Origin of the sequence: Neisseria sp. P0014.S002 (assembly GCF_051958295.1) — a bacterium.
Taxonomy (GTDB): Bacteria; Pseudomonadota; Gammaproteobacteria; order Burkholderiales; family Neisseriaceae; genus Neisseria; species Neisseria flavescens_B.
In genome coordinates this window covers 45,031-65,455 of sequence record NZ_JBQCVO010000002.1, presented here as the reverse complement: position 1 = coordinate 65,455, position 20,425 = coordinate 45,031, and the positions used below count along the sequence as shown (strand labels likewise).

At 47.6% G+C, this 20,425-nt stretch carries 19 protein-coding genes; 9 read left to right on the top strand and 10 right to left on the bottom strand.

Annotated elements, in window-relative coordinates; translation table 11 throughout:
* Positions 1 to 21: 21 nt before the first annotated feature.
* The 4 genes from ACTHSX_RS02570 to ACTHSX_RS02555 all read left to right on the top strand — a co-directional run bounded on the left by ACTHSX_RS02570 (position 22) and on the right by ACTHSX_RS02555 (position 4,150).
* Positions 22 to 942 (top strand): patatin-like phospholipase family protein, encoded by a 921-nt coding sequence (locus ACTHSX_RS02570; RefSeq protein WP_440376730.1) that lies wholly within the window; start codon positions 22 to 24, stop codon positions 940 to 942.
* Positions 943 to 1,050: 108 nt separating this feature from the next.
* Positions 1,051 to 2,907 (top strand): ribonuclease catalytic domain-containing protein, encoded by a 1,857-nt coding sequence (locus ACTHSX_RS02565; protein ID WP_440376729.1) that lies wholly within the window; start codon positions 1,051 to 1,053, stop codon positions 2,905 to 2,907.
* Between the two features lie 135 nt (positions 2,908 to 3,042).
* Complete coding sequence (locus tag ACTHSX_RS02560) at positions 3,043 to 3,270, top strand: exodeoxyribonuclease VII small subunit (protein WP_003681131.1); 228 nt, start codon at positions 3,043 to 3,045, stop codon at positions 3,268 to 3,270.
* Complete coding sequence (locus tag ACTHSX_RS02555) at positions 3,254 to 4,150, top strand: polyprenyl synthetase family protein (RefSeq protein ID WP_049349206.1); 897 nt, start codon at positions 3,254 to 3,256, stop codon at positions 4,148 to 4,150. The genes ACTHSX_RS02560 and ACTHSX_RS02555 overlap by 17 nt, the downstream gene beginning before the upstream one ends.
* Before the next feature lie 157 nt (positions 4,151 to 4,307).
* On the opposite strand, the gene ftsY is transcribed toward ACTHSX_RS02555, so the two are convergent.
* On the bottom strand, positions 4,308 to 5,840 hold the full coding sequence (gene ftsY / locus ACTHSX_RS02550; protein ID WP_440376728.1) for a signal recognition particle-docking protein FtsY: 1,533 nt from the start codon (positions 5,838 to 5,840) through the stop codon (positions 4,308 to 4,310).
* A gap of 145 nt (positions 5,841 to 5,985) precedes the next feature.
* On the opposite strand from ftsY, the gene msrAB reads away from it, so the two are divergent.
* Entirely contained in the window at positions 5,986 to 7,554 is a 1,569-nt protein-coding gene (gene msrAB, locus ACTHSX_RS02545; RefSeq protein WP_440376727.1) for a bifunctional peptide-methionine (S)-S-oxide reductase MsrA/peptide-methionine (R)-S-oxide reductase MsrB, read from the top strand.
* Positions 7,555 to 7,684: 130 nt separating this feature from the next.
* Here msrAB and purB read toward each other — a convergent pair whose 3' ends face one another.
* The gene (gene purB, locus ACTHSX_RS02540) at positions 7,685 to 9,055 is read right to left on the bottom strand and encodes an adenylosuccinate lyase (RefSeq protein ID WP_440376726.1); all 1,371 of its coding nucleotides are present in this window, start codon (positions 9,053 to 9,055) and stop codon (positions 7,685 to 7,687) included.
* A gap of 210 nt (positions 9,056 to 9,265) precedes the next feature.
* On the opposite strand from purB, the gene ACTHSX_RS02535 reads away from it, so the two are divergent.
* Positions 9,266 to 9,706, top strand: coding sequence for a surface-adhesin E family protein (locus ACTHSX_RS02535; protein WP_285070879.1), 441 nt, complete (start codon positions 9,266 to 9,268; stop codon positions 9,704 to 9,706).
* Positions 9,707 to 10,090: 384 nt separating this feature from the next.
* Here the strand turns inward: ACTHSX_RS02535 and ACTHSX_RS02530 are convergent, their stop codons facing one another.
* On the bottom strand, positions 10,091 to 10,660 hold the full coding sequence (locus ACTHSX_RS02530) for an L-threonylcarbamoyladenylate synthase (protein ID WP_440376921.1): 570 nt from the start codon (positions 10,658 to 10,660) through the stop codon (positions 10,091 to 10,093).
* Positions 10,661 to 10,732: 72 nt separating this feature from the next.
* Entirely contained in the window at positions 10,733 to 12,004 is a 1,272-nt protein-coding gene (purD, locus tag ACTHSX_RS02525) for a phosphoribosylamine--glycine ligase (protein ID WP_440376725.1), read from the bottom strand.
* A 140-nt stretch (positions 12,005 to 12,144) separates the two neighbouring features.
* Here purD and ACTHSX_RS02520 point away from each other — a divergent pair, with 140 nt between their 5' ends.
* A complete protein-coding gene (locus tag ACTHSX_RS02520) occupies positions 12,145 to 12,456 on the top strand; it encodes a DUF4298 domain-containing protein (RefSeq protein WP_440376724.1) in 312 nt (103 codons plus the stop codon).
* A 54-nt stretch (positions 12,457 to 12,510) separates the two neighbouring features.
* Here ACTHSX_RS02520 and ACTHSX_RS02515 read toward each other — a convergent pair whose 3' ends face one another.
* From ACTHSX_RS02515 to ACTHSX_RS02495, 5 genes are all read right to left on the bottom strand, one after another.
* Positions 12,511 to 13,122, bottom strand: a complete 612-nt coding sequence (locus tag ACTHSX_RS02515) for an IMPACT family protein (RefSeq protein ID WP_440376723.1) — start codon at positions 13,120 to 13,122, stop codon at positions 12,511 to 12,513.
* A 61-nt stretch (positions 13,123 to 13,183) separates the two neighbouring features.
* On the bottom strand, positions 13,184 to 14,116 hold the full coding sequence (locus ACTHSX_RS02510) for an electron transfer flavoprotein subunit alpha/FixB family protein (RefSeq protein ID WP_440376722.1): 933 nt from the start codon (positions 14,114 to 14,116) through the stop codon (positions 13,184 to 13,186).
* Positions 14,117 to 14,126: 10 nt separating this feature from the next.
* The gene (locus ACTHSX_RS02505; protein ID WP_063076338.1) at positions 14,127 to 14,876 is read right to left on the bottom strand and encodes an electron transfer flavoprotein subunit beta/FixA family protein; all 750 of its coding nucleotides are present in this window, start codon (positions 14,874 to 14,876) and stop codon (positions 14,127 to 14,129) included.
* 183 nt (positions 14,877 to 15,059) lie between these two features.
* A complete protein-coding gene (gene waaC / locus ACTHSX_RS02500; protein WP_440376721.1) occupies positions 15,060 to 16,028 on the bottom strand; it encodes a lipopolysaccharide heptosyltransferase I in 969 nt (322 codons plus the stop codon).
* A gap of 46 nt (positions 16,029 to 16,074) precedes the next feature.
* The gene (locus ACTHSX_RS02495) at positions 16,075 to 16,710 is read right to left on the bottom strand and encodes a nicotinamidase (protein ID WP_440376720.1); all 636 of its coding nucleotides are present in this window, start codon (positions 16,708 to 16,710) and stop codon (positions 16,075 to 16,077) included.
* Positions 16,711 to 16,880: 170 nt separating this feature from the next.
* Between ACTHSX_RS02495 and tsaA the strand changes: the two genes are divergently transcribed.
* Positions 16,881 to 17,555 (top strand): tRNA (N6-threonylcarbamoyladenosine(37)-N6)-methyltransferase TrmO, encoded by a 675-nt coding sequence (tsaA, locus tag ACTHSX_RS02490; RefSeq protein ID WP_440376719.1) that lies wholly within the window; start codon positions 16,881 to 16,883, stop codon positions 17,553 to 17,555.
* Between the two features lie 95 nt (positions 17,556 to 17,650).
* On the opposite strand, the gene gap is transcribed toward tsaA, so the two are convergent.
* On the bottom strand, positions 17,651 to 18,655 hold the full coding sequence (gap, locus tag ACTHSX_RS02485; RefSeq protein WP_440376718.1) for a type I glyceraldehyde-3-phosphate dehydrogenase: 1,005 nt from the start codon (positions 18,653 to 18,655) through the stop codon (positions 17,651 to 17,653).
* 651 nt (positions 18,656 to 19,306) lie between these two features.
* Between gap and lpxC the strand changes: the two genes are divergently transcribed.
* Positions 19,307 to 20,221 carry a UDP-3-O-acyl-N-acetylglucosamine deacetylase gene (lpxC, locus tag ACTHSX_RS02480; protein WP_440376717.1) on the top strand — a complete coding sequence of 305 codons (915 nt, stop codon included), beginning with the start codon at positions 19,307 to 19,309 and terminating at the stop codon, positions 20,219 to 20,221.
* Positions 20,222 to 20,425 lie beyond the last annotated feature (204 nt).

Genomic DNA, 20,425 nt, shown 5'->3' with positions numbered 1-20,425 from the left:
CATATTAAAGGCTGTCTGAACATGAATAAACTTTTTTCCACATTCAAAACGTTTTTAGCCGCTTCGTCCGTCTTGGTATTGGCTGCCTGTCCGAGCGGCAACGCGCCTCAATCCAAACCTTCTACGCAGGGTCAAAATACGGTTTCACATACTGCACCCAAACCGAAAGCCACGGTTGCGCTGGCTTTGGGTGGCGGCGCGTCCAAAGGCTTTGCCCATATCGGGATTATTAAGGTTTTGAAAGAAAACAATATTCCGGTCAAAATCGTTACCGGCACATCTGCAGGCTCGATTGTCGGCAGTATGTACGCTTCGGGAATGTCGCCCGACCGCCTCGAATTGGAAGCGGAAATTTTGGGTAAAACCGATTTGGTGGATTTGACCTTGTCCACCAGCGGCTTCATTAAAGGCGAAAAACTGCAAAACTACATCAACCGCAAAGTCGGCAACCGCCCGATGCAGCAATTCCCCATCAAATTTGCCGCCGTTGCGACCGATTTTGAAAGCGGCAAACCGGTGGTGTTCAACGTAGGCAATGCCGGACAGGCCGTCCGCGCTTCTGCTTCGATTCCGAACGTATTCCAGCCTGTCGTTATCAGCAGCCGCAAATATGTGGACGGCGGCCTGTCGCAGCCCGTACCGGTCAGCGCGGCGAAAAAACTGGGCGCAAACTTCATCATTGCCGTCGATATTTCCGCCCGTCCGGCCAAAAACGTCAGCCAAGGCATGTTCTCCTATCTTGACCAAACCTTCAACGTAATGAGTCAAACTGCGTTACGCCAAGAATTGGGACAAGCCAATGTGGTCATCAAACCGCAGGTTTTAGAGCTGGGTTCGGTTGGCGGTTTCGACCAAAAACAACGCGCCATCCAATTGGGCGAACAGGCCGCACGCGCCGCCCTGCCTGAAATCAAACGCAAACTGGCGGCATATCAGTATTAATCATCCGCCGTTTGAACAGGCCGTCTGAAAGTATGTTTTTCAGACGGCCTTTCTTGTGCAAATCTGCTAAAATCACGCGTTTCCTACAAATCATAAAATCCTAAAAAAATGAATATCTTTTACGAAGAGTCCGGCCAATTCAAAGTTGCCTCCATCGTCCAAAAAAACGACGCCACCTACCAAGTCGATACCCAACACGGCAAACGCACCAAAGTTAAGGCGAACAATGTCTTTGCCGAATTTGACGGCGATATGGCGGCGTTTTTGGAGAACGCGCAGGCGCAGGCGGCGGACATCGACACCGATTTATTGTGGGAAGTATGCGGCGAAGAGGAATTTACCGCCGAAGCCATCGCCGAAGAATATTACGGCCATGCGCCGACCAAAACCGAGCTGGCGGCGACTTTGATTGCGCTTTACGCCGCGCCGATGTATTTCTACAAAAAAGCCAAAGGCGTGTTCAAAGCCGCGCCCGAAGAAACTTTGAAACAGGCGCTTGCCGCCATCGAACGCAAAAAACAGCAAGACGCGCAAATCGACGCTTGGGCGGAAGCCTTGAAACGCGGCGAGATGCCGTCTGAAATCGCAGCGGATTTGAAAACCATCCTGCACGCGCCCGACAAGCAGTCGCTGACCTACAAAGCCTTTACCAAAGCTGCCGACGCGCTGAAAACCTCCGCCTACGAATTGGCGAAAAAAACAGGCGGCATTACGTCCATTCCGCAATACCTGCAAGACGGTTTTGAAATCAAATACTTCCCCAAAGGCACAGGCTTCCCCGACCTTGCCCTTCCCGAAATGCCCGAATTACCCAAGGCCGACGTTACCGCCTTTTCCATTGACGACGAATCGACCACCGAAGTGGACGACGCTTTAAGCCTGACCGATTTGGGCAACGGCATGAAGCGCGTCGGTATCCACATCGCCGCGCCGTCGCTTGCCATTAAACCAGGCGACAAAATGGAAAAAAACATCATGGAACGCTTGAGCACGGTCTATTTCCCCGGCGGCAAAATCACCATGCTGCCTGAAAACTGGATTGCCGCGTTCAGCCTCGATGCGGGCGCGTACCGTCCTGCCGTCAGCATTTATTTTGATGTGGACAGCGAGTTCAACGTCGGCGAGCCGACCTGCAAAATCGAAGCCGTCAACATCGCCGAAAATCTGCGCATCCAAACCATCGAGCCGCATTTCAACGCCGAAACCGGCTTGGACGAAGCCAGCGAAATGATGTTCGCCCATCATCAAGACCTGATTTGGTTCCACCAATTCGCCGTTGCCCTGCAAAAAGCGCGCGGCAAATACGAACCCGACCGCGCGCCGCAATACGATTACAGCATCGAATTGGATGAGGAAGGCAACGTATCTGTCGTCCGCCGCGAACGCGGTTCGCCCATCGATACGCTGGTCAGCGAAATGATGATTCTTGCCAACAGCACTTGGGCACAAATGCTGGATGAAAACGAGCTGCCCGGCCTTTTCCGCGTCCAACCGGCAGGCAAAGTACGCATGAGCACCAAATCCGAGCCGCACATCGGCATGGGCGTGCAGCATTACGGCTGGTTTACCTCGCCGCTGCGCCGCGCCGCCGACTACATCAACCAAAAGCAGCTGATCAGCCTGATAGACGACACTGCCGAGCCGCTGTATCAAAACAGCGACGCCGAGCTTTTCGCCGCGCTGCGCGACTTCGATGCCGCCTATACCGCCTACGCCGACTTCCAACGCCAAATGGAAGCCTACTGGAGCCTCGTCTATCTGCAACAGCAAGGCACGAGCGAGCTGACGGCCACCATCCTCAAAGAAGACCTCGTCCGCATTGAAGGCCTGCCGCTGGTCACGCGCGCGACCGGTATTCCGTTTGACGCGCTGCCTAAATCGCAGGCATTGTTCAAAATCACTGAATTGGATGCCGAGAAGCAGTTTATCGCACTCAACTATCAAAAAGCCGTTTTACCGGGCTGATAACATTATTCCGTTTGAAAAAAGGCCGTCTGAACGAAGAAACAGAAATCTTTGATTTCGTTTTCATCCCTGTTCAGACGGCCTTAATCATCTAAAAATGCTACAATTCCCTTTTTCTGCCCATCATTTCAAACCATGAAAAAAAACGCCCCCCAATCCTTTGAAGAAGCCTTATCCCGCCTCGAAACCCTGACCCAGGCCATGCAAAGCAGCGAAATGCCGCTGGAAGACGCCCTGGCCGCCTATCAGGAAGGCAACGAATTGGTCCGATACTGCCAAACCAAATTGGCGGAAGTCGAGCAGAAACTGCAAGTCTTGGATGCCGGCGAACTGAAGGAGTTGAACCTTGAACCCGGAGAATGAACTCAAAACATGGCAGCAAAAAGCCCAAGCGCAAACCGAATTGCTGCTGGCGCATTTCTTGCCGTCTGAAAGCCAAGTGCCGCATACGCTGCACGAAGCCATGCGTTACGTTACCCTCGGCGGCGGCAAACGGCTGCGCCCGCTCTTGGTGCTTGCCGCGTCCGAATTGGGCGAAGCAAACCAAAATGCCGTCGAGCAGGCGATGGCGGCCATCGAAATGGTGCACGTCTATTCGCTGGTTCACGACGATATGCCGGCGATGGACAACGACAGCCTGCGCCGCGGCAAACCGACCTGCCATGTGCAATACGATGAAGCAACCGCCCTTTTGGTCGGCGATGCGCTGCAAACCCAAGCCTTTGATGTATTGAGCCGTCCGACAGGCCTGCCTGCCGAACGTCAGCTTGCCATGTTGTCCACACTGGCCCAGGCATCCGGCAGCCTCGGCATGGCGGGCGGACAAGCCATCGACCTTGCCAATGTCGGCAAAGCCATGAATCAGGCCGAACTGGAACAGATGCACAGCCTCAAAACCGGCGCACTCATCCGCGCGGCAGTCGCCTTAGGCGCACTTTCCTGCCCGGACTTAACACCGGCGCAAATCCAAACCTTAGACCGCTACGCCGCCAAATTGGGCTTGGCTTTCCAAGTGATCGACGATGTATTGGACTGCGAAGCCGATACCGCCACCTTGGGCAAAACCGCCGGCAAAGACTCGGATAACGACAAACCGACCTACGTCAAACTGATGGGCCTGCAGGCCGCGCGTACTTACGCAGAAACGCTGATTGCAGAAGCTGTTGCCCTGATCGAGCCATTCGGCGGCAAAGCCCTGCGCCTGCGCCAACTGGCCGAGTTTGTTACCGCACGGAAAAACTAAATCTGCAAATAAATAAAGGCCGTCTGGAACCTGATTTTAGGTTTCAGACGGCCTTTTTAACAGCCTGTTTGGCTTAGGTATCCCATACCGAATACAGAGCCTTCAAAGTGCATGAAACACCCTGCAAACAGCGTTCACAAAGCCTCAGCCTGCCTTGTTAATCCAATAGGGCATCTACGAACGCTTTGGCATTAAACGGACGCAAATCGTCGATGCCTTCGCCTACGCCGATATAGCGGACAGGAACAGGGCGGTCAGAGGCAAGGGCAGCGAGGATGCCGCCTTTGGCCGTACCGTCGAGTTTGGTCACGATAAGGCCAGTCAGGCCCAGCGCTTCGTCAAAGGCTTTCACTTGGTTGACGGCGTTTTGACCGATGTTGGCATCAAGCACGACGATGATTTCATGTGGCGCATCAGGCATGGCTTTTTGCAACACGCGCTTCACTTTTTTGATTTCTTCCATCAAATGAAGCTGCGTCGGCAGACGGCCGGCTGTATCGGCCAGCACAATGTCGATTCCGCGCGCTTTCGCGGCTTGGACGGCATCGAAGCAAACGGCTGCGGAATCGCCCGTAGTTTGCGAAATCACGGTCACATTGTTGCGTTCGCCCCAAGCTTGAAGCTGCTCACGCGCGGCGGCACGGAAAGTATCGCCTGCCGCCAGCAATACAGATTTGCCCTGCGCTTGGAAGTATTTGGCCAATTTGCCGATAGATGTGGTTTTGCCTGCGCCGTTGATACCGGCAAGCATAATCACGAAAGGCTCCTTGGTTTCCGGCAATACCAAAGGTTTTTCCAAAGGCTTAATCAAGTCGTACAACGCATCTTTCAGCGCACCGCGCAATTCGTTGCCGTCTTTGAGGCCTTTGAGGCTGACACGGTCGCGCACGTCTTTCATCAAGTATTCGGTGGCTTCCATGCCCATATCACTGGTAATCAGCACAGTTTCCAGCTCTTCGTACAAATCCTCGTCGATTTGTCCGCCGCCGAACACGCCGGCCAACGATTTTGCCATTTTGTCGCGCGATTTGGTCAGGCCTTGTTTCAAACGCGCCGCCCAACTGAGCTTGTGTTCTTCTGCCGGAGCAGGGGCTTCAGCCGGTGTTTCCGCAACGGCTTCTTGAACTTGCTCGACAGCCTCGCTAACTGCTTCAACAGCTTCTTCTTTTACTGCTTCGGCTTGTTCTGCTACTTCCTCGACAGCATCGGCTACTTCAGACGGCATTTCGGCAACGGTTTCCTTTACCTGATCAACAGCCTCACTGACGGTTTCAACGGCCGCTTCTTTTACCGCTTCAGCCTGTTCTGCTGCTTCCTCAGCGGCCTCGGTCGCTTCAGACGGCATCTCGGCAACGGTTTCTTGAACCTGATCAACAGCCTCGCTGATGGTTTCAACGGCCGCTTCTTTTGCCGCTTCAACGTGTTCTTCTACTTTTTCAACTGTTTCAGACGGCGTTTCGGTTAAAGCTTCCCGAACCTGTTCGACGGTTTCACTGGCAGTTTCAACAGCCGATTCGACAACTGATTCAACATGCCCTTTGACGTTTTCTGCTAAAGATTCGGCATCTTCTTTAATATTTTCAACTACTTGAGCAACTTCAGATTCTACTTTTGCTGCGGTTTCCTGAACTTGAGCCTCCTCAGAAGCCGGAGTTTCCTGTTTTTTCTTGCGACGGAAGAAGCTGAACATTAAATTTTCCTTTTAATTTTAGAAACTTGAAATAGGGAGTATTGTAGCGTATTTTACATGGCAAGGTCGTCTGAAAATCAAGGTTGTCAGGTTTTGGCATTTCCAACGTCTAACGAGACAAACCATCCACACAGGAAACATAGAGATGAATCCCCGCACATTATTTTCACTTTGCACCAAGTTCGGCTGCCTGCTTGCGCTTGGCGCCTGCTCATCCAAAATGATGGATACCGAAGCCGCAACCATACCGCAGGCATTGTCCTCGTTGAAAACCCCTGACAACCGCCCTGCCAGTGTTTTCTTGAAAAAAGACAAACCCACCCTGATTAAATTTTGGGCAAGTTGGTGTCCTTTGTGTTTATCCGAATTGGGACAAACCGAAAAATGGGCGCAGGATGCAAAATTCGGTTCTGCCAACCTGATTACCGTTGCCTCGCCCGGTTTTCTGCACGAGAAAAAAGACGGCGACTTCCAAAAATGGTATGCCGGTTTGAACTATCCTAAGCTGCCCGTCGTGACCGACAACGACGGCACCATCGCCCAAAGCCTGAATATCAGTGTTTACCCTTCGTGGGCGTTAATCGGCAAAGACGGCGACGTGCAGCGCATCGTCAAAGGCAGCATCAACGAAGCGCAGGCATTGGCTTTAATCCGCGATCCCAATGCCGATTTAGGCCGTCTGAAAAATTCGTTCTACAAACCCGACACACAGAAAAAGGATTCAGCAATCATGAACACGCGCACCATCTACCTCGCCGGCGGCTGCTTTTGGGGCTTGGAAGCCTATTTCCAACGCATAGACGGCGTGGTTGACGCCGTATCCGGCTACGCCAACGGCAAAACAAAAAATCCGAGCTACGAAGACGTGTCCTACCGCGACACGGGCTATGCCGAGACAGTCAAAGTCACCTACGATGCCGACAAACTCAGCCTCGACGACATCCTGCAATACTATTTCCGCGTCGTTGACCCGACCAGCCTCAACAAGCAAGGCAACGACACTGGCACGCAATACCGCAGCGGCGTGTACTACACCGACCCCGCCGAAAAAGCCGTCATCGTCGCCGCCCTCAAACGCGAGCAGCAAAAATACCAACAGCCCCTCGTCGTCGAAAACGAGCCGCTGAAAAACTTCTACGATGCCGAGGAATACCATCAGGACTACCTGATTAAAAACCCCAACGGCTACTGCCACATCGACATCCGCAAAGCCGACGAACCGCTGCCGGGCAAAAGCAAAGCCGCCCCGCAAGGCAAAGGCTTCAACGCAGCAACGTATAAAAAGCCTAGTGCTGCCGAACTCAAACGCCTCCTGACCGAAGAGCAATACCAAGTTACCCAAAACAGCGCGACCGAATACGCCTTCAGCCACGAATACGACCATCTGTTCAAACCCGGCATTTATGTGGACGTCGTCAGCGGCGAACCCCTGTTCAGCTCTGCCGACAAATTCGATTCCGGCTGCGGCTGGCCGAGCTTCACCCACCCGATTAATGCCGCCGCCGTTACCGAACACGACGATTTCAGCTACAACATGCGCCGCACCGAAGTGCGCAGCCATGCCGCCGATTCGCACTTGGGACACGTTTTTCCCGACGGCCCAAAAGACAAAGGCGGACTGCGCTACTGTATCAACGGCGCAAGTTTGAAATTCATTCCTTTGGAAGAAATGGACGCGGCAGGCTACGGCGCATTGAAAGACAAAGTGAAATAACGGTTTGAATCGAAAAAGGCCGTCTGAAAAAGATTTCAGACGGCCTTTTTAATTTGTCGGATGCAAAGGGTTGGTTTCTTATCTATCAAAAAATCTCAATAACTAAGAAAGTGCACCCTACAAAAACCTTTTAAATTCGTTTTGCCAACTCTTCGGCTTTGCCCACATACAACGCAGGGGTCAGCTCAAGCAATTTGGCTTTGGCTTCTGCCGGAATTTCCAACGACTCGATAAAGAGTTTCAACACTTCAGGCGTAATGCCATCTTTACCGCGTGTCAGGTCTTTCAGCTTCTCGTAAGGATTGGCCACGCCGTAACGGCGCATTACGGTTTGGATCGGCTCGGCCAGCAGCTCCCAAGTAGCGTCCAAATCGGCAGCAAGGGCGGCAGGATTCGGCTCAAGCTTGTTCAGACCGCGCAGATGGGCGGCAAAGCCCAATACGGTATAGCCCACGCCTACGCCCATATTGCGCAATACGGTGCTGTCAGTCAGGTCGCGCTGCCAACGGGAAATCGGCAGTTTTTCGGACAAAAAGCCCAATACGGCATTGGCCATACCGAGGTTGCCTTCGGAGTTTTCAAAGTCGATCGGATTGACTTTGTGCGGCATGGTGGAAGAGCCGACTTCGCCTGCTTTGACTTTTTGTTTGAAGTAACCCAAAGAAATGTAGCCCCAAACATCGCGGTTAAAGTCGATCAGAATCGTATTAACACGGCTGATGGCTTGGAAGAATTCCGCCATATAGTCATGCGGCTCGATTTGAATGGTGTAGGGGTTGAAGGTCAGGCCGAGGCTGATTTCAACGAAGTTGCGGCAATGGGTTTCCCAATCCACATCGGGATAAGCGACCATATGGGCATTGTAGTTGCCGACTGCGCCGTTGATTTTGCCGAGGAACTCTTGCGCTTGCAGGTTTCTAAACTGACGTTGCAGGCGGTACACAACATTGGCGATTTCTTTACCCAATGTGCTTGGTGTAGCAGGCTGGCCATGCGTGCGGCTCATCATAGGGACGGCAGCCAACTCATGCGCCATGCAGGTCAACTTCTCGATGATTTCGGCCAGTTTCGGCAGCAAAACAACCTCACGCGCTTCTTGCAGCATTAAAGCGTGGGACAGGTTGTTGATGTCTTCGCTGGTGCAGGCGAAGTGGATGAACTCGCTGGCAGCAGCCACTTCAGGCACGCCGGAAAAGCGTTCTTTAAGCCAATATTCGATGGCTTTGACGTCGTGATTGGTGGTCGCCTCAATGGCTTTGACGGCGGCAGCATCTTCAAGAGAGAAGTTTTCGATCACTTTGTCGATTTCGGCAAGCGTAAAATCGCTGAAAGCAGGAACTTCTACAATCTTAGGCTCGGCGGCAAGGGCTTTGAGCCAGTTTAATTCAACTTTGACACGCGCACGCATCAGGCCGTATTCGGAAAAAATCGGACGCAATGCTTCAACGGATTTGGCGTAGCGGCCATCTAACGGGGAAAGTGCAGCGATAGGGTTAATCATGTCGGATCTTCCTATGGGATGAAAACCAAATTGTTTGCAATTATACATGATTTTACACTCCAAGGCCGTCTGAAAGACAAGTTTCAGACGGCCTTTTCAGCGTATTTTTCATAAAATTCTTTTCAGAGGTTCAACTTTGCAAAATCGATTTACGATATATGCCATCTTCGCGGATAATATCGGCTGACTTTTTGTAATTAATGAGGTTTTATGAATATCAAACGTTTTTCCCTAGCTGCAACCGTATTTGCGGCTTTGATGTTGAGTGCCTGTGAAACAACCACCACATCGAGCGGCGGTAGCAGCTGGACCAATATCGGCACCATCTCTGAAGGCAATATCAAAGTGGCCATTGATAGAAGCAGCATTAAAAGAAATGGTGCACTGGTTACTTTCCGCGATAAAAAAACCGTTTCCAAACTGAAAGAAGAGCGTTTCGTCAATACTCCGGCCTATAAAACAGCCATCGGCAGCTGGGAAATTCATTGCTCAAACAAAACCTATCGTCTGGCAGCGCTGCAATTGATGGATGAACACGGCCGAGTGATTTCCAACCAAAGTTATACGCCGACCAGCATCCGCCCAATGAGCGTCATGAGCGGTACAATTACTGAAAAACAATACGAAACTGTGTGCGGACATAAGCTTTAATCCACACTTATTCACAAAATTATCCACAGTTTAAATATTTAAAAGGCCGTCTGAATGCTTTGAATATCAAGTTTCAGACGGCCTTTTTATGTTTTGATGGAAATTTATCTTCAAATTTATCCACAAAATTTGTTTATTCAAAAATGATTTATTACAGCAATTCATTTACGCTCAAAATTTGCTTCATTCTTTGCAAGAGCATTTCAAAAAATACTGCTTTATACTCTATTTACTGACTTACTATCTGCTTAATCGATCTGTACTTACAGACTGCTATACATCAAACTGGATCTGAGCTAAATGCTTTTCACAAAGGTATTCCAATCTTTTGAAAAAATTTTCTTCTCCAAATAAATACCTTTCCTTTGATAATACAGCTCTTCTTTAACGCAGCCTTGCCCCTGTTTCTCCGTCAATAATCTGGCTAGGCGTTTTCTGCTTACCTATCAATCCGCCTACAACCCAAACTTTCCTGCCAAACTGTCTTCTGACTTCCCTTTCCGTTTTGCACGCCCGTTTGCCTGCACGATTGCATGAAGTAGAGACTAAAGGCATTTTCAAAACCTGACACAAACGCCTTGCACCTGCATGCGCAGGAACCCTGACAGCCAATTTACTGCGCCCTTTCCCCCGCAATGAAGGCAATACTTTTTTGCCGACCGGCAATAAAAAAGTTTTCGGAGCCGGCCATGCTTCATGCAGCATGGTTTGGATATTTTCAGACGGCCTTTGCAGTAAAGGTTGCAACTGTTCCAAGCTATGGCCTATGACAATCATGCCTTTGTGTTGCGGTCGTTTTTTCAGATGGATCAGTTGATTGAGTGCTTTGGGCAAAGTAGGGACACAGCCCAAGCCATAGCAAGACTCGGTAGGATAGGCGACCAAACCGCCTTTTTTAAGATGCGCCTGCAGCCTGCGTTGGGCTGCAGCCGATAAAATTCTGGGGAACATCATCATAATACCAAGGCCGTCTGAAACTGAGATTGTCGGACAATCTGTGTTCAGACGGCCTGTTTCTATTCATTATTAACGGTTGATGGCTTTATCGGCAATGTCTTTACGGTATTGCATACCGTCAAAGCGGATTGTTTCCAATGCCTCATAAGCCTTGCTCTTAGCTTGGGCAACATCATCGCCCAAACCGACTACACACAATACACGGCCGCCGTTGGTTACCACTTCGCCTTTTTCATTCGCTGCAGTACCTGCATGGAATACTTTACCGATTTGATCGGCCTTATCCAAGCCAAAGATCACATTACCTTTTTTCGGAGAGTCAGGATAGTTTTGTGCGGCCAACACCACGCCTACCGCAGTCTGCGGATTCCATTCGGCGGTAACACTATCCAGTTTGCCGTCGATTGCCGCTTCAACCAAATCCACCAAATCGCTATCCAAACGGCTCATAATCGGCTGGGTTTCAGGATCGCCGAAACGGCAGTTAAATTCGATGGTATAAGGCGCACCGGTTTTATCAATCATTAAGCCCGCGTATAAAAAGCCGGTAAATTCATGACCTTCTGCTTTCATACCAGCCACAGTCGGCAAAATAATTTCATTCATCGCGCGCTCGTACACATCAGGCGTTACCACCGGAGCAGGGCTGTATGCGCCCATACCGCCGGTATTAGGGCCTTTGTCGTCATCCAGCAGACGTTTATGGTCTTGACTGGTTGCCATCGGCAAAACATGATTACCGTCCACCATAACGATAAAGCTTGCTTCCTCGCCTTGCAGGAAATCTTCAATCACAACCCGCGCGCCTGCATTACCCATTTTATTGCCCAACAACATATCGTCAATAGCGGCATGGGCTTCATCCAAAGTCATAGCAACAATCACGCCTTTGCCGGCAGCCAAACCATCCGCCTTAATAACAATCGGCGCACCTTTTTGGTTGACGTAATCATGTGCCGCATCAGCATTTTCAAAGGTTTGGTATTGCGCAGTCGGAATCTTATATTTTGCCATAAATGCTTTAGCAAAATCTTTTGAACTCTCCAGCTGGGCTGCGTATTGAGTCGGGCCAAAAATCTTCAATCCGGCAGCACGGAAGTCATTCACCATACCGGCAGCCAAAGGAGCTTCAGGGCCGACTACGGTAAAGGCAATATTTTCATTACGGCAAAAATCAATCAAATCTTGATGCGCCGTCAACGCTACATTCTGCAGTTTAGGCTCAATTGCCGTTCCGGCATTACCAGGTGCAACAAAGACAGTTTCTACTTTAGACGACTGCGCCAATTTCCAAGCCAGTGCGTGTTCACGTCCACCATTACCAATAACGAGCAATTTCATACCATCTCCTTGATGAATAGATGTTGTAAATAAAATTCAATCGATGGAATATTGTTCCATCTTGCCTAGCTGTTTCAAATTAAGAATAATATTGCACCAAGACAACCATACTCTAATTTCAAACAACGAAAGGACAAATCATGCAAAAACGTATTGACGAAATTCAAAGCAAATACCGCGAATGGTGCGAATTACTGCCGCAACTGGAAGCAGATATCGCCCGCTGGAAACATGCTGCAAGCCTCATGCAAGACATGGATGACTTCTATACCAACGAATACCAAGCATGCCATCAAGCCATTGAAGAAGGGGCAAATGTTGATTTACATACACAGGGCGAATACAGCATTATGAGCGAAGATGCCCTATGGAACGCACTGGGAGAATTTCATCAACTGGCTTGGGAACACCTGCGCTCAAGCGTAAATGCTTTAGACAGATACCAAGGCTAAAACATCAAAGGCCGTCTGAAACTTTTGATTTCTCAAATATGTTCAGACGACCTTTTATTCAAACGGCTTCTCAGTATCTACTTCAATTTGGCGCGTATTTTTCCAAGCAGCAATACAAGCTTCATAATCGGCCAATGCTATTTTCACTGTCAACTTACAATCCAGCTGCAAATCCTGTTCCACAATATCGGCCTGATATTGTTTGGCAATCCGTATAGCCTCATTCAAAACAGGATATTCACACTTCAACCAAACTGTCTTTTCGACGTTCTTTTCAACAACTTCAGCTATCGCCAATGCCTGAGCTGTTGATTCCTTATAGGCATGAATCAGACCGGGAACACCCAATAGCGTACCGCCAAAATAGCGCACAACCACAACCAACACATCCGTTACGCCGACAGAATCAATCTGCCCCAGAATAGGGCGGCCTGCGCTTCCGGACGGTTCCCCATCATCGTTTGCGCGAAACTGCATTCCATCCACACCCAATCGATAAGCATAGCACCAATGTCTTGCCTTGTGATGCTCTTCCTTTAATGGGTCGAGATACTTCTTCACATCAGACAAAGTGCGGATCGGATAGGCATATGCAATGAAGCGGCTGCCTTTATCTTTAAATTCAGCCTGTGTCGGTGTGGTGATGGTTTTATAGGTCGTAATCATGCCAAAATATTTTCAGACGGCCTTATATAACAAAGGCCGTCTGAACGTTTCACGTGAAACATTAGTTTTTCAGTGCTTCAGTCAATTGAGGCACAACTTCAAACAAATCACCAACCAAACCGTAATCTGCCACATTGAAAATCGGAGCGTCAGCATCTTTGTTGATGGCAACAATCACTTTACTGTCCTGCATACCGGCAACGTGTTGGATGGCTCCGGAAATACCGATAGCAAAGTACAGTTGCGGCGCAACCACTTTACCGGTTTGACCAACTTGAGCATCGTTTGGCGCATACTCGGCATCTACTGCTGCACGGGAAGCACCAATCGCAGCGCCCAAAACATCCGCCAATGGAGTCAACACTTCATTGAATTTTTCAGCACTGCCCAATGCACGTCCACCGGAAACAATCACTTTTGCCTGAGTCAATTCAGGGCGGTCAGACTGGGAAAGTTGACGGTTTACGAAACGACTCAGGTTTTGAGCAGGCGTTGCCTCAACATTGACCACTTCTGCATTACCGCCTTGTCCGGCAGCATCAAATGCGGTTGCACGGAAAGTCAGCACCAGTTTTTCAGAATTGGATTGAACGGTTTCAAAAGCATTACCGGCATAAATCGGACGGACAAATATCGAGTTATCCACAACTTCGGTTAAATCCGAAACTTGTGGCACATCCAATAGGGCAGCTACTCGTGGCAGAAGATTTTTACCAAACGCAGTTGCAGTCGCAGCCACATAGCGGTAATCCGCAGCCAGTTTAACAACCAAAGGCGCTAATTCTTCTGCCAAACCTTCAGCGTAATAGGGCGCATCGGCTACTAAAACTTTCGCTACGCCTGCAACTTTTTTTGCCTCTTCAACCACCGCAGCAGCATTGCTGCCGGCAACCAATAAATCTACATTACCCAATTTAGAGGCAGCCGTGACCGCATGCAAAATAGCAGGATTCAAATGTTGGTTATTATGTTCCACAATAATCAATACGCTCATTTCATACTCCTTAGATCACTTTGGCTTCGTTTTTCAGCTTTTCAACCAACTCGGCAACATCAGCCACTTTCACACCGGCTTGACGTGCTTTAGGTTCGGCAAATTTCACGGTATTTAAACGCGGAGAAATATCCACAGCCAAATCGGCAGGACTTAACTTTTCCAAAGGTTTTTTCTTTGCCGCCATGATATTAGGAAGTTTGACAAAGCGTGGTTCGTTCAAACGCAAATCTGCACTGATGACCGCAGGCAGCTTCAACGCAACAGTCTCTTCGCCGCCATCAATTTCACGGGTTACCAATGCCTCTTCGCCTTCAATTTGCACTTTTGATGCAAAAGTACCTTGAGCCGCATTCAACAAGGCCGCCAACATTTGGGCAACTTGGTTGGCGTCATCGTCAATTGCCTGTTTACCGAGCAGTAAAATTTGCGGATTTTCTTTATCCGCAACAGCTTTCAGCAATTTTGCAACGGCCAAAGGCTCCAACTTCGCATCAGTCTCAACATGAACCGCACGGTCGGCACCCATCGCCAAAGCAGTACGTAACGTCTCTTCACATTTTTTCTCGCCAAAAGAAACAGCAACAATCTCGCTTACTTTTCCGGCTTCTTTCAAACGGACAGCTTCTTCTACCGCGATTTCATCAAACGGGTTCATCGACATTTTGACATTACCGATGTCCACATCGGAACCATCGGCTTTCACACGAACTTTGACGTTGTAGTCCACTACGCGCTTTACTGCGACCAGTGCTTTCATTCAATTCTCCTAAAAAGAATGTCCATCAAATCAAGCATACTGCTTTTGATACATTCTTTATATAAAATCCAATTCGGTTTTACCAACATAATAAAACCAAATTTATATAAATCTTGGCAAATAGAGCGGAATTATATCATTTCTAAAGCATTTACTCAGAAAATAAATCCAACTCCCCAGCAATTATTTATCGTATGCTGCAACACAATCCATCAAGGTTTGATAAACCTCGTCAACATTGGGAATTTGAGCAATACCGCCTAAATTTTTTGCATAAGCCGAAACTTGAACGCCGGTTTTGGCCGGATCTGTATCTGTATAAATTCCTACAACAGGCTTTTCCAAGGCATTGGCAAGATGCAGCAATCCGGTATCTACGCCAATAATACCCTCTGCGTTTTTCAATAAAAATGCAGCCTGTAATAAATTCATTTTGTCGCAAACCGAAGCAAACGGTAAATCGCTTGAAATCTGTTCGGCACGCATTTTTTCGGTTTCATTTCCCCACGGCAGATATACACTGCATTGTTGTTCTTCATTCAACTTTTTCAATAATGCACGCCAGTGTTCTACCGGCCATAATTTACTGTCGCGACTGGTTGCATGCAAAGCAACGTAATAAGGGAATTGCAAATTTTTCAGACGGCCTGATTCAGGAACCAACAAACCAAATACCTGCGTTTCAGGCATTGTATAACCAAATACTCGGGCGAATAATTCACGGTTTCGCCAAACCGCATTTTTGCCTTTCGGTACGGCAAACGTTTTACTGTATGCAAGGGCAGCCAAACTTTCACGCGCGCTGTGTTTATCCAAGCCGTAAATAGGGGATTTCGCCATTTTGGCAAAGCATGCGCTTTTAATCAGTCCTTGGCTATCTAAAACAAAATCAAAAGATTCAGCCTGTAAATCTGTTTTCAGACGGCCTATTTCACACCACGTTTCAGCCTGAAAAAGGTGTTTGCGCCATTGCCGCCATTTCATTACATGAACTTTTTTGACAAAAGGATGCAAGCAGGCAATATCTGCAAACCCTGCCTCACACAGCCAATGCAGTTCTACCTCAGGACATTGTCGCGCCAAATCTTCAACTGCGGGCAACGTATGAATTAAATCGCCCATACTGGACAAGCGGACAAGTAAAATCTTCATATTTTGAAAAATGTTTCACGTGAAACAACGGAATTTTAAATATAATTTATTGATTGTTAATGTATTTTTTTATTTCTTCGGCATTTTCTAAAATAATAGCCCCGGCAGAACGCATTTCCTGCCATGCAGATTCAACCGTTTCCGGAGCAATGCCACGACAAGCTGCCTGATTGACGATGACTTTCCAAGCCCCGCCTTTAAGCAACTGTAAAACCGTTGTCTTCACACAATAATCCGTTGCCAAACCGCCGACAATGACTGTATCTGCATTTTGACAGCGCAACCATTCGATCAAACCTGTGCTTAGCTTTTCTTCAATATCGTGAAAACATGCGCCGTAGGGATGTAACTCAGGATCAACGCCTTTCCAAACACAATAATCATATTCTTTGGCTGAAGGCAGGCCATCCAACAATTCATAGCCATATGTTCCAACCATCGCATGCGACACCCAAGTCAAATCCGCATCGGGTAAACCCGTCGGTTTCAACATATCAACAGGGTTATCCACAAGCCATTTTGCCACTGCATGATGCGCATCTTTCGTCATCACGCGTAAATCCGCCAATGCAGCTTGGGCATTGAGTTCATCCGCAATCAGATGACCTTCGGCAACAGGCAATTCTTTCGGACACAAAGGCGTAAACGTTTTTTGTGCATCTACATCGATAGAAACAATCATGGATTAATTTAACCTATTGATTTTATTTTATATTATTCAAATTGAGCATTTATTGCCAATGTACGGACATTTGGAATAAATGCTTTGTATTATAACAAATTACTACCGCAAAATGTGGGAAAACATCTGTGATATGATGACGGTTTGCACAGAATATTTATCCACAAATTATGTCCTATTCGATTACGCCTATTGCAACCGTTCATTCCCCCTACAAACAAAAATTCGGCATTGCCCGCCAACCCGGTTTGGTTCCTGCAGCAGAAATTTGCATTGAACTCACTCCTGAATTTACCGCAGACAGCGTTCGGGGCTTAGAAGATTTCGACTATGTGTGGATAAATTTTATTTTCCACGGCGTATTGGATGAAGGTTGGGCGCAAATGGTGCGTCCGCCACGGCTTGGAGGCAAACAAAAAATGGGCGTATTTGCCACGCGCAGCCCGCACCGCCCCAATCATCTCGGTTTATCCCTACTGAAACTCGAACGCATCGAAACAAGCAAACCTGTCCGCATCTATTGCAGCGGTGCAGACCTGTTGGACAGTACTCCGGTAGTGGATATCAAACCCTACATCCCGTTTGTCGAATCCAAACCTGACGCATCATCAGGCTTTGTCAGCGGCAAACCTGAAGAATTGAGCGTAGTCTGGGCAGAAAGTACGCTTGCGGAACATTTATCCACAGAAGAAAAACACCTCATTGAGCAAAGCATCGCCCAAGATCCTCGCCCTGCCTATCAAGATATTCCCAAACGGATTTATGTAATGAATATTGCGGATTATGAAGTGCAGTTTAGGATAGAAAACAAATGTGCCACAGTGATTAAACTATCCACAATCTGATTGCAAATTAAATTTATCTACAAACAAAAGACCGTCTGAAATGTTCAGACGGCCTTTTAATTATCCACAGACTGATTAATTCAGCCTGTTATCCTTTAGATTTTGCTGGCAAAGAATTCCAAGGTACGAACCAATTGGCAAGTGTAAGACATTTCATTGTCGTACCAAGCAACAGTTTTTACCAATTGTTTGTCGCCAACTGTCATCACGCGGGTTTGAGTTGCATCGAAAAGTGAGCCGTACTCGATACCAATAACGTCGGAAGAAACGATTTGGTCTTCAGTGTAGCCTAAAGCATCGTTGGCGGCAGCTTTCATGGCTGCATTGATTTCTTCTTTGGTAACAGGGCGTTCGAGAACAGAAACCAGTTCGGTCAAAGAGCCGGTAGCAACAGGAACGCGTTGGGCAGAGCCATCAAGTTTGCCGTTCAACTCAGGAATAACCAAGCCGATAGCTTTCGCGGCACCGGTGCTGTTCGGTACGATATTCAAGGCAGCGGCACGGGCGCGGCGGAAGTCGCCTTTACGGTGTGGCGCGTCAAGGGTGTTTTGGTCGCCGGTATAAGCGTGGATGGTGGTCATCAGGCCTTCAACAATACCGAATTCTTTTTGCAATACCGCAGCCATAGGGGCCAGACAGTTAGTCGTACAAGAAGCGGCTGAAATAACGGTTTCGCTGCCGTCCAAAATATCTTGGTTTACGCCGTACACAACGGTTTTTACATCATTGCCGCCAGGAGCAGAAATCACAACTTTGCGCGCACCGGCACGGATATGGGCTTCAGCTTTGGTTTTACTGGTAAAGAAACCGGTACATTCGAGGACAACGTCCACACCCAGCTCGCCCCAAGGCAATTCTTCAGGATTAGGATTGGCAAATACTTTGATTTCTTTGCCGTTAACAACAATCACATCATCTTTCAATTCGGCAGAGCCTTCAAAGCGGCCTTGAGTACTGTCGTATTTAAAGAGGTGCAGCAGCATATCGGCAGGAGTCAAGTCGTTAACAGCAACGACTTCGATACCTTGGGCTTTTTCAATTTGACGCAATGCCAGACGACCGATACGGCCAAAACCATTAATCGCTACTTTAATACTCATTTTGCTACTCCTATTAGATGGAATGGGAAAAATTTTTCAGTAAGGCCATTGTATCCTGAAATAAAATTACTTTCTAGGATTACAGATGATTACTTTTAAGTTGTTTGATTTAAATAAAGAAAACATGAAATTCTTGCTTGTAGGAAAATATCAGGCAAATCGGATTAGTCCTAGATTTTGATATTTTATTTCATAAAAACCGTTTTTCAATCTTAAAAGTTTCATAAGTTTATGATTTTCATAAACTTAGTTCTATTTTTCCATATTTTGCCGATTTTGTGTTGATAATTCAGTGTTTTCTTCAAATCATAATATTTTAATTTTTAAAATGATGATTTTGATGAAGAACCAAACTATCTGTGGATAACGGAATAACTTTCTTTAAAACCAATTTGATAGTTACTTTTTATCTTTGAGGCCAACCTCAACTGAATGCCGGAATAAAAAAGGATAGAATCTTAGTTTTCCTATTTAGCTGTGGATAAAACCCAAATTACCCACTTCAATTTCACATACTATTGTGGATAATTAAAATTTTGAAATTCACCCCCCGCAAAACATCCATATTGGCAAATACTATTAAAAATGATAGCTTGTTTTTTCCTTTTTAACGTATCATTTGCCCATCAGACTTTTTAAAAGGAAGCAATTATGCTGCAACGGACTTTAGCCAAATCAGTAAGCGTTACCGGCGTTGGCCTGCATTCGGGCGAAAGGGTCGCTCTGACTTTGCATCCTGCCGAAGAAAACAGCGGTATTTCGTTCCGCCGTACTGATTTAAGTGGGGAAATGGGCGAAGTAATCAAATTGAATCCTTATTTGATCAATGATACCCGCCTCTCTTCAACCATCGTTACCGATAAAGGTGTGCGCATCGGCACGATTGAACACATTATGTCGGCTCTGTCTGCCTACGGCATCGATAATGCCTTGATTGAATTGAACGCGCCTGAAATTCCGATTATGGACGGCTCCAGCCTGCCGTTTATTTACCTTTTACAAGATGCAGGCGTGGTGGATCAAAAAGCCCAAAAACGTTTTTTGAGAATCCTCAAACCCGTTGAAATCAAAGAAACCGGAAAATGGGTACGCTTTACGCCTTATGACGGCTTTAAAGTGACTTTAACCATCGAATTTGATCATCCTGTATTCAACCGCAGCGCACCTACTTTCGAGATTGATTTTGCAGGAAAATCCTATATCGATGAGATTGCCCGCGCCCGTACCTTCGGCTTTATGCACGAAGTGGAAATGATGCGTGCCCACAATCTCGGACTGGGTGGCAATTTGAACAACGCCATCGTGATTGACGACATGGATGTTTTGAATCCGGAAGGTTTGCGCTATCCCGATGAATTTGTCCGCCACAAAATCCTTGATGCGATTGGCGATTTGTACATTGTCGGCCATCCGATTATCGGCGCATTTGAAGGTTACAAATCAGGCCATGCCATCAATAATGCGCTGTTGCGTGCCGTTTTGGCAGATGAAAGCGCTTACGAATGGGTGGAGTTTACCGATGACGAAGACTTGCCCACCTCTTTTCATGAGCTGCCAGCAGCCTGATAGAAAATAGATAACGCAGTCCAATGAAAAGGCCGTCTGAACCTTTCAGACGGCCTAAATCATGTCGTTTTCCACAAGTAATTATCCACATATCCATCCATTTTATCTTATTGAAAAATAAAAATATTAAAATTTAACATTATTCTTATACACATCTTATCCATATTTTTTCCCAAACTAAAAGGCCGTCTGAAACCTAGCTGT

What these genes read in the sequence shown, in the direction of transcription:
- ACTHSX_RS02570 (WP_440376730.1), top strand. Translation starts at nt 22, where the DNA reads ATGAATAAACTTTTTTCCACATTCAAAACGTTTTTAGCCGCTTCGTCC.
- ACTHSX_RS02565 (WP_440376729.1), top strand. Translation starts at nt 1,051, where the DNA reads ATGAATATCTTTTACGAAGAGTCCGGCCAATTCAAAGTTGCCTCCATC.
- ACTHSX_RS02560 (WP_003681131.1), top strand. Translation starts at nt 3,043, where the DNA reads ATGAAAAAAAACGCCCCCCAATCCTTTGAAGAAGCCTTATCCCGCCTC.
- ftsY (WP_440376728.1), bottom strand. Translation starts at nt 5,840, where the DNA reads ATGTTCAGCTTCTTCCGTCGCAAGAAAAAACAGGAAACTCCGGCTTCT.
- msrAB (WP_440376727.1), top strand. Translation starts at nt 5,986, where the DNA reads ATGAATCCCCGCACATTATTTTCACTTTGCACCAAGTTCGGCTGCCTG.
- purB (WP_440376726.1), bottom strand. Translation starts at nt 9,055, where the DNA reads ATGATTAACCCTATCGCTGCACTTTCCCCGTTAGATGGCCGCTACGCC.
- ACTHSX_RS02535 (WP_285070879.1), top strand. Translation starts at nt 9,266, where the DNA reads ATGAATATCAAACGTTTTTCCCTAGCTGCAACCGTATTTGCGGCTTTG.
- ACTHSX_RS02530 (WP_440376921.1), bottom strand. Translation starts at nt 10,660, where the DNA reads ATGATGTTCCCCAGAATTTTATCGGCTGCAGCCCAACGCAGGCTGCAG.
- purD (WP_440376725.1), bottom strand. Translation starts at nt 12,004, where the DNA reads ATGAAATTGCTCGTTATTGGTAATGGTGGACGTGAACACGCACTGGCT.
- ACTHSX_RS02520 (WP_440376724.1), top strand. Translation starts at nt 12,145, where the DNA reads ATGCAAAAACGTATTGACGAAATTCAAAGCAAATACCGCGAATGGTGC.
- ACTHSX_RS02515 (WP_440376723.1), bottom strand. Translation starts at nt 13,122, where the DNA reads ATGATTACGACCTATAAAACCATCACCACACCGACACAGGCTGAATTT.
- ACTHSX_RS02510 (WP_440376722.1), bottom strand. Translation starts at nt 14,116, where the DNA reads ATGAGCGTATTGATTATTGTGGAACATAATAACCAACATTTGAATCCT.
- ACTHSX_RS02505 (WP_063076338.1), bottom strand. Translation starts at nt 14,876, where the DNA reads ATGAAAGCACTGGTCGCAGTAAAGCGCGTAGTGGACTACAACGTCAAA.
- waaC (WP_440376721.1), bottom strand. Translation starts at nt 16,028, where the DNA reads ATGAAGATTTTACTTGTCCGCTTGTCCAGTATGGGCGATTTAATTCAT.
- ACTHSX_RS02495 (WP_440376720.1), bottom strand. Translation starts at nt 16,710, where the DNA reads ATGATTGTTTCTATCGATGTAGATGCACAAAAAACGTTTACGCCTTTG.
- tsaA (WP_440376719.1), top strand. Translation starts at nt 16,881, where the DNA reads ATGTCCTATTCGATTACGCCTATTGCAACCGTTCATTCCCCCTACAAA.
- gap (WP_440376718.1), bottom strand. Translation starts at nt 18,655, where the DNA reads ATGAGTATTAAAGTAGCGATTAATGGTTTTGGCCGTATCGGTCGTCTG.
- lpxC (WP_440376717.1), top strand. Translation starts at nt 19,307, where the DNA reads ATGCTGCAACGGACTTTAGCCAAATCAGTAAGCGTTACCGGCGTTGGC.